The sequence below is a fragment of the Tundrisphaera lichenicola genome (assembly GCF_051175385.1).
Taxonomy (GTDB): Bacteria; Planctomycetota; Planctomycetia; order Isosphaerales; family Isosphaeraceae; genus Tundrisphaera; species Tundrisphaera lichenicola.
Window position 1 is genome coordinate 907,709 of sequence record NZ_CP195106.1, and the last position, 12,838, is coordinate 920,546.

General features: G+C 65.8%; 10 protein-coding genes. 4 read left to right on the top strand and 6 right to left on the bottom strand.

What is annotated here, in order from left to right; genetic code table 11:
- Positions 1–131 precede the first annotated feature (131 nt).
- A complete protein-coding gene (locus P12x_RS03510; RefSeq protein WP_435009450.1) occupies positions 132–2,387 on the bottom strand; it encodes a polyribonucleotide nucleotidyltransferase in 2,256 nt (751 codons plus the stop codon).
- Positions 2,388–2,583: 196 nt separating this feature from the next.
- Positions 2,584–2,853, bottom strand: coding sequence for a 30S ribosomal protein S15 (gene rpsO, locus P12x_RS03515; protein ID WP_435009451.1), 270 nt, complete (start codon positions 2,851–2,853; stop codon positions 2,584–2,586).
- A gap of 592 nt (positions 2,854–3,445) precedes the next feature.
- On the opposite strand from rpsO, the gene P12x_RS03520 reads away from it, so the two are divergent.
- The 3 genes from P12x_RS03520 to P12x_RS03530 all read left to right on the top strand — a co-directional run bounded on the left by P12x_RS03520 (position 3,446) and on the right by P12x_RS03530 (position 6,726).
- Entirely contained in the window at positions 3,446–4,021 is a 576-nt protein-coding gene (locus tag P12x_RS03520; protein ID WP_435009452.1) for an RNA polymerase sigma factor, read from the top strand.
- A gap of 4 nt (positions 4,022–4,025) precedes the next feature.
- Positions 4,026–4,940, top strand: coding sequence for a hypothetical protein (locus P12x_RS03525; RefSeq protein ID WP_435009453.1), 915 nt, complete (start codon positions 4,026–4,028; stop codon positions 4,938–4,940).
- Between the two features lie 241 nt (positions 4,941–5,181).
- Positions 5,182–6,726 carry a TolC family protein gene (locus tag P12x_RS03530; protein WP_435009454.1) on the top strand — a complete coding sequence of 515 codons (1,545 nt, stop codon included), beginning with the start codon at positions 5,182–5,184 and terminating at the stop codon, positions 6,724–6,726.
- A 101-nt stretch (positions 6,727–6,827) separates the two neighbouring features.
- Here P12x_RS03530 and P12x_RS03535 read toward each other — a convergent pair whose 3' ends face one another.
- The gene (locus P12x_RS03535; RefSeq protein ID WP_435009455.1) at positions 6,828–8,372 is read right to left on the bottom strand and encodes a Do family serine endopeptidase; all 1,545 of its coding nucleotides are present in this window, start codon (positions 8,370–8,372) and stop codon (positions 6,828–6,830) included.
- Positions 8,373–8,639: 267 nt separating this feature from the next.
- On the opposite strand from P12x_RS03535, the gene rlmN reads away from it, so the two are divergent.
- Positions 8,640–9,704 (top strand): 23S rRNA (adenine(2503)-C(2))-methyltransferase RlmN, encoded by a 1,065-nt coding sequence (rlmN, locus tag P12x_RS03540; protein WP_435009456.1) that lies wholly within the window; start codon positions 8,640–8,642, stop codon positions 9,702–9,704.
- 10 nt (positions 9,705–9,714) lie between these two features.
- On the opposite strand, the gene P12x_RS03545 is transcribed toward rlmN, so the two are convergent.
- The 3 genes from P12x_RS03545 to P12x_RS03555 all read right to left on the bottom strand — a co-directional run bounded on the left by P12x_RS03545 (position 9,715) and on the right by P12x_RS03555 (position 12,774).
- Positions 9,715–10,776 (bottom strand): linear amide C-N hydrolase, encoded by a 1,062-nt coding sequence (locus tag P12x_RS03545; RefSeq protein ID WP_435009457.1) that lies wholly within the window; start codon positions 10,774–10,776, stop codon positions 9,715–9,717.
- A gap of 186 nt (positions 10,777–10,962) precedes the next feature.
- Positions 10,963–11,493, bottom strand: a complete 531-nt coding sequence (gene tpx, locus P12x_RS03550) for a thiol peroxidase (RefSeq protein ID WP_435009458.1) — start codon at positions 11,491–11,493, stop codon at positions 10,963–10,965.
- A 141-nt stretch (positions 11,494–11,634) separates the two neighbouring features.
- On the bottom strand, positions 11,635–12,774 hold the full coding sequence (locus P12x_RS03555) for a TIGR03118 family protein (protein ID WP_435009459.1): 1,140 nt from the start codon (positions 12,772–12,774) through the stop codon (positions 11,635–11,637).
- Positions 12,775–12,838 lie beyond the last annotated feature (64 nt).

Consider the following 12,838-nt stretch of genomic DNA (forward strand, 5'->3'; position numbering starts at 1 on the left):
GGCGAGCGATAACAATACCGCCAACGGCCGGGCCAAGAATTGAACCAGCATCCTTGCATCAGTTTCGATCACGACGGGAAAAGGTCGGACGAAGGGGGGCCGGGTCGCTCTCGGCCCCCGCGATCGACCGATCAGTCTCGCCTGGGTCCGCGATCGTATCCGCCACCGGGCCCGCTAGGGCGTCGGGGGGGCGGGCCGCCCCGGTCGCCGCCCATCCCGCCGCCGGAGGGGGCTCCGGCCGGTCGGACGTTGCCGGCGTTGGGATCGACCTCGCCGCGCTCGGCCAGTGCGGCCTTGCGGGAGAGCTTGACGCGATCCTGGTCATCGACGGCGATCGCCTTGACCAGCATCGGGTCGCCGACCCGGCAGATGTCGGTGACGCTCCCGACATAGCCCTCGGACAGCTCGCTGATGTGGACCAGGCCGTCCTTGCCGGGGAGGATCTCGACGAAGGCGCCGAAGTCCTTGATCGAGGTGACCCGACCTTCGTAGATGTGGCCGACCCGGACGCCTTCGGTCATGGCCTGGATCTTGTCGCGGGCGGCCTCGGCCCCCTCGGCGGTCGAACTGGCGAGGGTGACGATCCCGGTGTCCTCGATGTCGATTTTGGCGCCGGTCTCGTCCTGGAGGCGACGGATCGTCTTGCCTCCGGGGCCGATGATGAGGCCGATCTTGTCGGGGTTGATCTGGATCTGGATCAAGCGCGGGGCGTTGGTCGAGATTTCCTCGCGAGGTCGCTTGATCGATCGGAGCATGGTCCGGAGGATCTCGAGCCGGGCCTCGCGGGCCTGGTCGAGGGTCTCGCGGACGATGGTGGCGGAGATCCCTTGATTCTTCAGGTCGAGCTGGATGCCCGTGACGCCTCGCTGGGTCCCGGCGACCTTGAAGTCCATGTCGCCGAAGTGGTCCTCATCGCCGATGATGTCGGTCAGGAGGACGTGACGGTTCGAGGCCAGGTCTTCGACGAGTCCGATCGAGATCCCCCCGACCGGGTCGGAGATCGGCACGCCGGCGTCCATCAGGCTGAGGGTCGCCCCGCAGACCGAGGCCATCGAGGACGAGCCGTTGGATTCGAGGATGTCACTGACCACGCGGATCGTGTAGGGGAACGTCGCGTTGTCGGGCAGGACCGGGGCGACCGATCGCTCGGCCAGGGCCCCGTGGCCGATCTCGCGACGGCCCGGACCCCGGATCGGGCGGACCTCGCCGACGGCGAACGACGGCATGTTGTAGTCCAACATGAACGCCTTGGTGAACTCGGGCATGATCCCGTCGACCCGCTGGGCGTCGGCCCCGGTGCCGAGGACGGTGGTGACCAGCGCCTGGGTCTCGCCTCGCTGGAAGACGGCCGAGCCGTGGGCCCGGGGCAGGAGAGAGACCTCGCAGGAGATCGGGCGAAGGTCGCGCGGTCCACGGCCATCGGGGCGGTGGCCGTCGAGGATCATCTGGCGGACGACCATCTCCTCGACCGCGTGGAAGGCCGTCTTGACCTGAAGGGGGAGGACCAGGCCGGTGCCGTCGGCCGGGCAGTACTCGGCGACGATCCGCTTCTGGATTTCCTTGACCTTCTCGGCCCGTTCCTGCTTGAGCCCGAGCGACTTGGCGTCGCGGATCTCGTGGGCCAGCCGATCGTAGAGCTGTCGCTTGAGCGGGTCGTGCGGCGGCTCGACCTTCTGATACGGGGGCAGGCCCAGGGCTTCGAGCAGGTCGTGCTGGAGGGCCAGGACTTCCTGGTTGAGGCGGTGGGCCTCCATGATCGCGTCATACATCTCGGCCTCGGGCAATTCGCGCCCGAACCCTTCGATCATGACGATGGTCTGGTCGGTGGAGGCGACGATCAGGTCGAGGTCGCTATCCTTCATCTCGTCGGCGGTGGGCAGGGCGATCAACTTGTCGTTGACCCGGCCCAGCCGGATGGCGCCGATGGGCCCCATGAATGGGACACGGGACAGCATGAGGGCGGCGGAGGCCCCGAAGATCGACAGGACGTCGGCATCGTTCTCGCGGTCGGCCGAGATCGGGCCGGCCTGGATCTGGACCTCGTCGCGGAACCCCTCGGGGAACAGCGGCCGGATCGGTCGGTCGATCAGGCGTGAGGTGAGGATTTCCTTGGTGGTCGGCCTCCCCTCGCGCTTGATGAAGCCGCCGGGGAACTTGCCCGCGGCGTAGACTTTCTCGCGATAGTCGACCGTCAGGGGGAAGAAATCGAGGCCCTCGCGGCCGGGTCCCGTGACCACGGCGACCAGGGACATCGTGTCGCCGACGCGGACCACGACGGCCCCATGGGCTTGCTTGGCGAGTCGGCCGGACTCGATCGAGACGGTCTTGCCACCAATCGAGCGCTCGACGGTGACCGGTCTCCGCGTCGCGAAAGACGAACTAGACATTCAAAATCCTACCTCGGCGGTGGGCAGCCAGGGGACGGCGCGGGCGATGTGGGGGAGTGGGCCGAGGCGCGACCCGGTCGCGCCGGACCTCCCGAGATCGGCCGGGCGTGCTCCCGGACGGCCCCGGTCGGACAAATCCGTTCTTTGGTCTAACGAGGCTTCCGGCGGATCGGGCGTCGACGCCCGATCCGACCAGTTACTTACGGATGCCCAGTCGGGCGATCACCTCTAGATAGCTCTTGCGATCGTGCAGCCGGAGATACTTCAGCAAGCTCGAACGCTTGGAGACCATCATCAGCAGCCCTCGGCGGCTGGCGTGGTCCTTGGCGTGCTGCTTGAAATGGTCGGTCAGGTCGGTGATCCGGGCCGTCAAGAGTGCAATCTGCACCTCCGGCGAGCCCGTATCCTGAGCCACCCGGCCAAATGACCCGATGATCTCCTGCTTCTTCTCCTTCGTGATCGCCATCGCGCGCCCCACTGCCACACGGCCTCAATTCGAGGACCGTTTCTTGGTTATTCCCTACACTGGAAGGCTCCCACCTTATGCGATCGGCGGCCCGATTGCAATGGATTCGCCAGAAATGACCCGGAGGTGGGGGACTCCCCCGATTTCGGCATCTTTCGTAGGGCAGGGCTGGCGCCGCCGAGAGCCGGCTCTGGGCGGCGCCAGCCTGCCGCACGAGGCGCTCGTCCCTGCCTCGGGCGGTTTCCGGCGATGCCGGAATCGAGAGGGGCAACCCTCTGGTTCTCGGCCTCTCCGGGCCCCGGTGATTCCTCCGAAAGAAGTCAGAAAATTCGATCGGTCGGGGTCCTCGGCCTCGTCTCCTCCGGCGGCTCTGCTCCAGCGGCTTGACGGGGCCGGCTCGGGGCTTAGACTGAGACGATGATGAGCCGGTCCTTCCGTGCGGCTTAAACCTTTCGGATGTCATTCTTTCTCGAATCGGCCCAATATTTTGGAAGCCACTACGAACCCTCGGCCGCAACCGGACGTACCCATGGTGAAGGCCGAAGGATCCGTTACCGACGAGAGCCTCGCACCGATCTCGGACGAGGATCTGATGAGCCGGTATCGCGACTCGGCCGTTCCGGACGACTTCAACGAGTTGGTCCGCCGCTACGAGCGTGAGCTTTCTCGGTATCTCACCCGCTATCTCGGCAATCCTTCGATGGCTGAAGACGTGTTCCAGAATACGTTTCTCCAGGTCCATCTCAAACGGGCGCTTTATGAGGATGGGCGGCCGGTCCGCCCCTGGCTGTATTCGATCGCGACGCACCAGGCTGTCGACGCGATGAGGAAGGCGGGCCGTCATCCCACGGTCAGCCTCGATCGACGCGTGAGCAACTCGGGCGAGAGCGACCCCGGCTCGCTGGTCGACCTCCTGGTCGGCGACGGGACGGCCCCCCTGGATGAGATGCAGGAGCAGGAGCGCCGCGAATGGATGGCCCGGAGCGTCGAAAAGCTGCCCGACGCCTTGCGTCAGACTCTGGTCCTGGCTTATCACCAGGACTTGAAGTACCGGGAGATCGCCGAGATCCTCAAGATCCCCGTGGGTACGGTCAAGTCGAGGCTCCATGCCGCCCTGGCGAAGCTCCAGGAGATGGCGCGTGTGTCTCGGCGCGATGGGAACGATTGAAGCCATGAAACCCGATGACCTGCTGGATTACGCCCTGGGTCAGATCGAGGGCCCACGAAGGGCCGAAATTGAGTCCGAAATCGCGAGCGACCCGGTCCTGGCCTTACAAGCCGATCGACTAGCTAAGGCGCTTCACCGGCTCCTAGATGATCCCGAACCCATCGAGCCTCCCGAGGGGCTGGCCTCGCGGACGATCGCCTTCGTCGCGGAGAGGCGAGCGAGGAGGGCGATTCTCGACTTCGTCCCGGCCCGCGTCCCTTTCCGCTGGGCTGATGTCGCGGTGGCCGCCGGCATCCTGATGGCGGGCTTGCTCACCCTCCTGCCCGCCATGAAGTCGGCCCGCGACAAGATGAGCCAGGCCGGTTGCGGTTTCAATCTCCAGCAGCTTTACTCCGGACTGGCGAACTTCGCGGCCCGACACGACCACTATCCGAGCGTCTGCGACCAGGGTCGCGATGTCCCGGTCGGTGCCTATGCGATCCAGCTCAGCGATGAATCCTTGCTCCAGGATCTCGGGGCACTCCACTGCCCCTGCCGGGGCGAAGTTCTCAAGCCGGACTCCCGGCCCGATCCGAAGCATATCGACTATGCCTACCACGCCGGTTACTTCCACGGCGATTCCGGCAAGACCGAGCCGATCACGCCCCGGCTCGGGGCCACGATTCCTGTCCTGGCCGACCAGCCCCCTCACGATAACCTCGGCTCGGTCCTGCCGGGGAACAGCCCCAACCACGCCGGCCGTGGGCAGAATCTCCTCTTCGCCGATGGCCATATCCGCTGGTACGCCACCCGGATCCTCAGCCCGCTCGACCGCGATATGTTCCTGAATGAGGCCAGGCAGCCTCAGCCGGGACTCTGGCCCGATGACGTGGCCCTGATCCCCCCCCTCTTTCGCGTCAACGATCATCGAGCCAATTGACCCGCCGCACCCGACCATCTCCCCGGGGACTCCCCCGGGGTTATTTTTGCGCGCAGCTCTGGTCGACTCCCATTAAGATCGCGGACGGGAGAATGTCGATAAACCAGTGAACCCACACAGGAGCGGGGTTCTGCGGGGAAGGCGTTCCGGTCGAAAGATCGGGAAGACTTCACCCGTATCCTCAAGCAGGAGGCTGGTTATGGCAAGGCTCGTCGTTGGGGCAGTCGTGATTCTCGGACTCATGATGACGTTCCTAGCTCGCCCGGCTTCCGCCCAGGCACCGACGATACCCGAGGAGAGGTCGGCGGTCCTCCCCGGGACCGCCGGTTCGACTCTCGGGACTTTGCCGGGGTCCGCGGCCCTGATGAATTCCGATCCCACGGCGACCAGCGGGGCGATCCTGGGAGGCCGGGCGGGGACCTCGACCCCTCGGGTCCCGACCTCGATCACGGTCCCGGGTGCCGGGTACCAGCCACCGACCGCCCCTGCGCTGTCCGTCCCCGCGATCGCCCCGTTGACCGAGGTCCCCCTCTACGGGACGCTCGCCCTGCCTTCGGGCGCGGATGAAGGTCCTCCCGAAGGGATGACCTTCGACCAGGCCCTGGATCTCCTGATCCGCCAGAACCTCGACCTCCTGGCCCGTCGATACGAGCTGGACCTGGCCCGGGCCGACGTCCTGACCGCCAGCCTCCGGGCCAACCCCCTGATTTATGCGGATGCCCAGCTTGTCCCCTATGGGGCGTACACCCAGAATCGGCCGGGTGGGCAGACTCAGTATGACGTGAATATCTCGCATCCGATTGACTACTCGCGGAAGCGAAAGTATCGGACCGAGGCCGCGAACCAGGCCGTCAAGGTGGTCGAGGCACAGTACCAGGATGCAGTCCGGCTCCAGATCGCCAACCTGGCCACCGCTTATCTCGGGGTCCTCTCGGCCCGCGAGACGGTCCGGTTCGCGCAGGCCGGCCTGGAGGGTCTCGACCGGATCCTGGAAGCCAGCCGATCGCTGGGCAAATTCGGCAATCGGACCAGCGCCGACGTCGCCCGGATCACGGGCCAGCGTGAGGCGGCCGCGGTCGGATTACTCGACGCTCGCGAGGGGCTCCGCCGGGCCCGCCTGGAACTGGGGGGCCAGCTCAACATCGCCCCGCCCGAGGCCGAAGGGCTGGAGATCCGGGCCTCGCTCCGCGACCTCGCCCCGCCTCCCCCTCCCGGCGATCAGCTCGAACTGATGGCCCTCCAGTGCCGGCCCGACCTGAATGCGTTTCGGATGGGCGTGGGTTACGCCCAGGCGGGGCTCCGGCTCCAGCAGGCCAATCGCTTCGCCGACGCCTATGTGCTCTATCAGCCCTACACCTTCCAGAACAACTCGCCGCTGGGCCTGAAGAGCGCAACCTCCTACGCATTAGGGGTTACGGTTCCACTGCCGATCTATAACCGGAACCAGGGAAATATCGCGCGAGCCAAGGTCAGCATCGACCAGACCCGGGTCCAGCTCGACTCCCTGGAGCGGAAGGTCCGGATCGAGGTCCGCCAGGCCGAGCAGGAATACACCACGACCCGGGCCTACCTCGATCAGCTCGAGCAGACGGTGCTGCCGGCCGCGAAGAAGGCCCTGGAAGATACCCGGAATCTTTACGAGGCGGGCGAGCAGGACGTCACGACTTACCTGACCGTCCAGAAGGATTACAACGACGTCGTCCGCCAGTATCGCGACCTGTCGGTCCGGCATCGCCGGAGCATGTTCGGCCTGAACACGGCGGTCGGATCGCGGATTTTGCCCTGATCCGACCCGGTTCGAAATGACGAACGGCCCGGCGGGGAGAGCGCCGGGCCGTTCGATTCGGTCGAAAACGACGGGGGCGATCCCCGTCGCGTCCTACCGATTTACTTCGCGGGCTTGACCAGGGTGAAGAACCGGCCTACACCCTCGGCAGTCTCGGCATAAAGGGTCAGCTCGTTGCTCTTGCCGGCCAACTCCTGGAACTCATCGGGCGATCCCAGGGCGTTGACCTTCTTGTCCTTGACGATCTTGGAGACGAGCATCCCGGGCTTCAGGCCGTTGGCCTCGGCCGAGCTGCCGGCCTTGACGTCGGCGACGATCACGCCCTTGGCATCATCCGGATAGCCGAACTGCTTGGCGAGCTCGGGGGTCAGCTCCTGGACTTCGAGGCCGAAGCCTCCGAGTTCGACCTTGGGAGCCTCGGGCTTGGCATCGGGTCGCTCCATGCCGACTTTGAGAAGCTGATCCTCGAAGGGGACGAGGGTGACCTTGGCGGTCTGCTCCTTGCCCTCCCGGAGATAGGTCAGCTCGAATTCCTTGCCGATCTCGCTGGTGGAGACCAGGTTCCGGAGCGAACTGGCGTTCCGGGCGGTGTTGCCGTCGAAGCCGGTGATGATATCGCCCTGCTTGAGGCCCGCCTTCTCGCCGGGGCTGCCGGGCAGGACGCTGCCGACCAGGGCACCCTTGACCTTCGCGTCATTGGCGAACTGCCGGGCCAGGGTCGGGGTCAGCGGCTGGAGCGCCACGCCGATCATGGCGCGGGTGATCTTGCCATCCTTGATCAGCCGGTCGGCCAGGTTGGCGGCCATGTCGATCGGGATGGCGAAGCCGATCCCGGCGCTGGAGCGGGTGGCGGTGGCGATCGCCGCGTTGATCCCGATCACCTTGCCTTCGAGGTCGACCAGCGGTCCGCCCGAGTTCCCCGGGTTGATGGCCGCGTCGGTCTGGATGAAGTCCTCGTATCCGTCGGAGCCCAGGATGTGGGCGTCGTCCCGGCCGAACGCCGAGATGATCCCTGAGGTCACCGTCTGATCGAAGCCGAACGGCGAGCCGATGGCCAGGACCCATTCGCCGACCTTGATCTTGCTGCTCTTGCCCTTGGGCAGGGGCTGATAGTTGGTGGATTCAACCTTGATGACCGCGACATCGGCCTTGGGATCGGTGCCGACGACCGTGGCGGTCAGCTCCTCGCCGTCGTAGAACTGAACGGTGATCTTATCGGCACCCTCGACGACGTGGTTGTTGGTGACGATGTGGCCCTTGTTGTCGTAGACGAAGCCCGAGCCGGTCCCCTCGGCCACCCCGCCGAACTGCTGCTGCTCGAACCGGCCATCCGGCCCGAAGAACTTCCGGAGCATCTCCTCCAGGTCCTTCGGGGCCATGTTCTCATGCGGGTCGCCGGGAGCGCCCGGTCGGCCCGGGATCCGGACATTCCCAACACGGGCCTTGCGCTGCACGCTGATCTGGACGACCGACGGCTTGACGAACTCGGCGACCGCGTTGAAGGCGTCACCCAATGCTCGGGCCTGCTTCTGCCCTTCCGGCGAGATCTGGGGGGCGGCGGGGACGGCCCGCGTGATCCCTCGGGAGCTGACCAGGGCGGCGGTTGAGATGACAATAGCCGCCCACGCCAATGCGTTACGTTTCATAATGGAAGAAACTCCTTGCGAGACTGGATGTTAAGCTCGAAAACCTCGCGAGCACGGGGCCCTTCGATGGAACCGCCGGGTTGCCTCTTGTTGTTACGAGCGATCCTCCGCGAAGGTTTGGGAGTGGTTTTCGAAATTCATCGGGCCAACGGCGAGTGGACCAATGATCGGAAGGCCATCTCCGCCGCCCGAGGGACGGGTTGGCGGATGGCCATCGCTTCGCGATACTGTAATCCTATTCGCAGAAACGTCGAGGAGATTTTGCTCATGCCCGAAAACCTCGACGACCGTTGGGATCCTCGCGACCAGTCCCCCGGGGCATTCCTGGAGCGGACCCGCTCGATCGGGGTGCTCGACACGGCCGCCCGAAGGCTCACCTCCGCCGTGATGGGCCACGGGATTCACGATCCGGACACCTGGGGTCGCGCCTTCCAGGTCCCCAAGCGACTGGGAGGGCTGGTCGGCCAGCTCCCCCGGCTGATCCTGGACGATTCGATCTCCTCGAAGGTCGACGGGTTTCGGAAGCTGAGGTTCCGGACCCTTGATGGCTTGTCGGTCGAGACGGTCCTGATCCCTCTCCACAAGGAAGGGGCCGTCAGCGTCTGCCTCTCCTCGCAGGTCGGATGTTCGATGGGCTGCACATTCTGCGCCACCGCGAGGATGCCATCCCGTCGGAGCCTGGCTACCTGGGAGATCATCGACCAGTGGGTCCAGGCTCGCGACCTCGCCCGGCTCGATGGCCGGCGGGTCACGGGGGCCGTGTTCATGGGCATGGGCGAGCCATTCCTGAATTACGACCGGGTGATCGCCGCCGCCGAGCTGCTCCGTTGTTCCTACGGAGGGTCGATCGGGGCGGCGAAGATGACGATCAGCACGGTCGGCCTGGTCCCCGAGATCGACCGCTACACCCGGGAGGGGCATCGCTACCGGCTCTCGATCAGCCTCGGAGCCGCGACCGACGCCAAGAGGTCCCGGCTCGTCCCGGTCGCCTCGCGTTGGCCGATCGCCGAGGTCATGGCCGCCGCCCGACGCCACTCGGCCGACCGACGCGACCGGGTGATGCTTTCCTACGTCTGCATCTCCGGCGAGAATGTCGGCGAGGACGATGCCCGGGCCCTCGGCGAGGCGATCGGCGACACGCCCGTCCGGCTCGACCTCATCGACGTCACCGACCCGGCCGGGCGATTCCTGCCCCCCGACGACGAGGAGATGAGGCGCTTTCGCGATGCCCTGACCCGCCACGTCGGCCAGCCGGTGGTCCGGCGCTATTCGGGAGGCAAGGACATCCAGGCCGCCTGCGGGACACTGGCCGGGACGTCCAACGGTCTCTGAGAACGACCGGTCAGGGGTTCGCCGGAGCGAACGAGAACGGCCTGAATGGCCGGAATTCGGCCGTGACATCGCCCACCAGCTCCGGCTGGTTCGCCAGGTCGAGCTTAAGTACCGGCCTGTCGGGGGAGAGGTCCAGTTCGCTCAGGCGGGCCCAGATGACGTTCGGGCTGGTCGTGGATTCGAAATAATAAACCCCGTGGGTCAGGTCGGCCACCGTCCGCCAAAGGGTCGTCGAGACGTTCGGGCGGGCGGCGTCCACGGTCCCGAACGGGGCCGAGACGTTCCTCATCACGCTGAAGACGCCGGCCAGGGCCTCGCGCTCGGATTTCGGATCGGGGAGATGCTCGGTGTAGTACGAGGCCCGGGCGAATCGGTCGGCCGGGTCGGTGGTGCCGGGAAGGGGTTTTTCGCCGCCCAGTCCCTGGTATTGACGGGCCAGTTCGAGCTGGCGATCGAAGCTCGGCGAGTTGGTCATCACGGCGAATTGGCGTCCGTGGTGGATCACCGGCTTGCCGTCGAGGAACTCGATGACCGCCGAGTCTCCCGATCTGTCGGCCAGCGACAGGTGGACCGTCGAGGGTCGCTTCACGGAGGTCCCGACCTCGACGGGTACGACCTGGTACGGGGCGAACCGGGCGGCTTCGACGGCCTCGGCGACGGTCGCGAAGTTGTCGAGGTAATACTGGGTCCAGAGGCTGATCGAGAGGGCCGGGGTCGACTCATCCCGCTTCCCGTAGTCCGACTCGGCCAGCCAGAGGACCTGTGCGGCGAGCCCGGCCTCGTTGATCCCGTCGGCCGAGGCGATGTCGTAGACGCTGGCGACCACGCTCCCATATCGGCTGGACCACTTCAGCGAGTTGGGCCCGGCCAGCCCGGCCCGCTCGATGCCCCGGGGGAAGGCCCAGAGGTTCGTGCCCATCGGCTCGAACCAGTCCATGCTCCGGCCCACGATGACCGGCTGCCCTGGTCGGGACCAGAGGACCCGGGAACAGGCCTCGACCAGGGATGTCAGGCCGAAGGCCGCGACCAGGACGATGATGACTGGAATGGCCAGTCGATTGGTGCGAAGCATAAGTCGTGCTCGATGGGCTGTCGTCGAGGCAAATCTCGCCACGAGACAACCCTAGGACACGACGCGTTCGTCGGGGATTCACGTTTCCGGACGAGGACGTGTCCCGGATTTCGGGCGACGATGCGCCGGGGCAGGGCACCTGAAATCCGGGATCATCCTCTTGTGGAGACTGGTCTGGGTGCCGGATCAGGCCCCGGCGGCCGCCTTCAAGGCCGTCAGGGCGGTCTCGTAGTTCGGTTCGGTGGCGATCTCGGGGACGAGTTCCACGTGGGTCAGCTTGTCGTGGGCATCGACCACGAAGATCGCGCGGGCCAGGAGTTTGATCGGGAGGTTGTCGATCAGCACGCCGTAATGCTCGCCGAAGCTCTGATTATGGGCATCGGAAAGGTTGACGAGGTTCTCGATGTGGTTGTCGGCGCAGAACCGCTTCATGGCGAACGGAAGGTCGAGGCTGATGGTGTAGACCGCCACCTTGTCGCCCAGCGCGTTAATTTCCTGCGAGAATCGCTTGGTCTGGATGCTGCAAACCGGGGTGTCGAGCGAGGGCACGACGTTGAAGAGGCGGGCCTTTCCCGCGGTCTCCTTGAGCGAGACGGGAGACAGGCCGGTGTCGACGCACGTGAAGTCGGGTGCGGCGTCGCCCGCCTTGAGCTTGGGACCCACCAGGTCGATGGGGTTGCCCTTCATCGTCACTTCGCCTTTACGCACTTCGGCCATCGGTCGGGATCCTTCGAGGATTCGAAACTAGGGGCGGGCCGGGACTTGTCGAAAGGACGCAGCCCGTCCCGGCTCCGGACTTCCCAGGGTATCCGAGGCGGCGGGAGGGCCGCAATCCGTCATTCCGGGGCCCGCCCCGCCTCAGACCGAGGCCGATCGCTTCCGATGCACGAAGGCGACCAAGATCCCGCCGATTCCCAGGAGGGCCAGCGATGCCGGTTCGGGAACCGGGCGGATGGCGGCAATCAGTCCATCTCGCTCGTCATTGATCCCGGCGAAGGCATAGAGCGTATCCTTGTCTCCCCCCCGGCCGCCATTTCCGAACGTCAGGCCCCAGAGTCCATTGTTGGTGCTCCCGGGGTCGTTCCCCCGGATCGTGGCCACGGTCCCGAGGAAAGTCCCGTCGGTCGCGTCGAAGGCGTTGATCTTCCCCGATTCCTTGCTTCCGACCAGCAGGGCACCGCCGAACTCGCCGAAGTTCGTCGGGGCCAGAGCCACCCCCCAGGGATCCTCCAGCGGCCCGCCGCGGCCGTTGGAGAATTCGTGAAGCAGGTTGCCGGCGAGGTCGAATACGGCCACTGCCCCGCCGCTGGTTGCGGGATCTCCCCCGTTGCTCCGGCTGTTGTAGGTCACATAGACGCTCGATCCAATCCTTTGAACATTGAATACGCGGAATCCTGCGGCGGCCAGCGTGCTGTCGACGAATTTACCCGCGAACGAGGAGTTGCCCAGATTCCCGAAGGTGGAGTCATAGACGTCGATCTTGTTTCCGAGGGCGTCTGCGGCGTAGAGAATGCTACCTCCGCCGAACTGCCCGATGCCGAGTCCGGTGTAGATCGCCCCGGTCCCACTGATGATCGCCTCGGCGGAAGTCCCCAGCCCGGGATTCCAGCCGGAGATCTGACCGTTCAGGTTCGCGAACAGGAACAAGGCCGAGTTGCCATTGGAAAGGTGGAAGGCCGAGGAATCCCCGTTGAAGACCTGGCCGGTCGGCCCGTTGGGGCCGACTCCGACGGTCGGCGTCGAGACGACCAGCGGGAGCGGGGCCCCGGTGCCGTCGTACAGGGTCGCGTTGTTCGACCCCTGGTTGGAGACCCAGAACGGCCCAATGGGGTTGAATGAGACCCCCCATGGATTCTTCAGATTCGCGTCGAGGTTCTGGGCCAGGCCGGCGACATTGGAGACCAGATTGGTCACGTTATAGTCGGCCCGTAGCGGGGCGGACGCCGAAACGGTCGTAATGAGGCCGATCAGGAACAGGCGAGAGGAAGCGAGGCGCATGACAGGGCTCTCCTCGGCGATGGGACGCGCGACGACGAGTCGCGGGGACCCTCGCGGAACCTCG

Excerpts from the sequence above, each read along its gene's own strand:
- P12x_RS03510 (WP_435009450.1), bottom strand. The coding sequence starts at position 2,387 with ATGTCTAGTTCGTCTTTCGCGACGCGGAGACCGGTCACCGTCGAGCGC.
- rpsO (WP_435009451.1), bottom strand. The coding sequence starts at position 2,853 with ATGGCGATCACGAAGGAGAAGAAGCAGGAGATCATCGGGTCATTTGGC.
- P12x_RS03520 (WP_435009452.1), top strand. The coding sequence starts at position 3,446 with ATGAGCCGGTATCGCGACTCGGCCGTTCCGGACGACTTCAACGAGTTG.
- P12x_RS03525 (WP_435009453.1), top strand. The coding sequence starts at position 4,026 with ATGAAACCCGATGACCTGCTGGATTACGCCCTGGGTCAGATCGAGGGC.
- P12x_RS03530 (WP_435009454.1), top strand. The coding sequence starts at position 5,182 with ATGATGACGTTCCTAGCTCGCCCGGCTTCCGCCCAGGCACCGACGATA.
- P12x_RS03535 (WP_435009455.1), bottom strand. The coding sequence starts at position 8,372 with ATGAAACGTAACGCATTGGCGTGGGCGGCTATTGTCATCTCAACCGCC.
- rlmN (WP_435009456.1), top strand. The coding sequence starts at position 8,640 with ATGCCCGAAAACCTCGACGACCGTTGGGATCCTCGCGACCAGTCCCCC.
- P12x_RS03545 (WP_435009457.1), bottom strand. The coding sequence starts at position 10,776 with ATGCTTCGCACCAATCGACTGGCCATTCCAGTCATCATCGTCCTGGTC.
- tpx (WP_435009458.1), bottom strand. The coding sequence starts at position 11,493 with ATGGCCGAAGTGCGTAAAGGCGAAGTGACGATGAAGGGCAACCCCATC.
- P12x_RS03555 (WP_435009459.1), bottom strand. The coding sequence starts at position 12,774 with ATGCGCCTCGCTTCCTCTCGCCTGTTCCTGATCGGCCTCATTACGACC.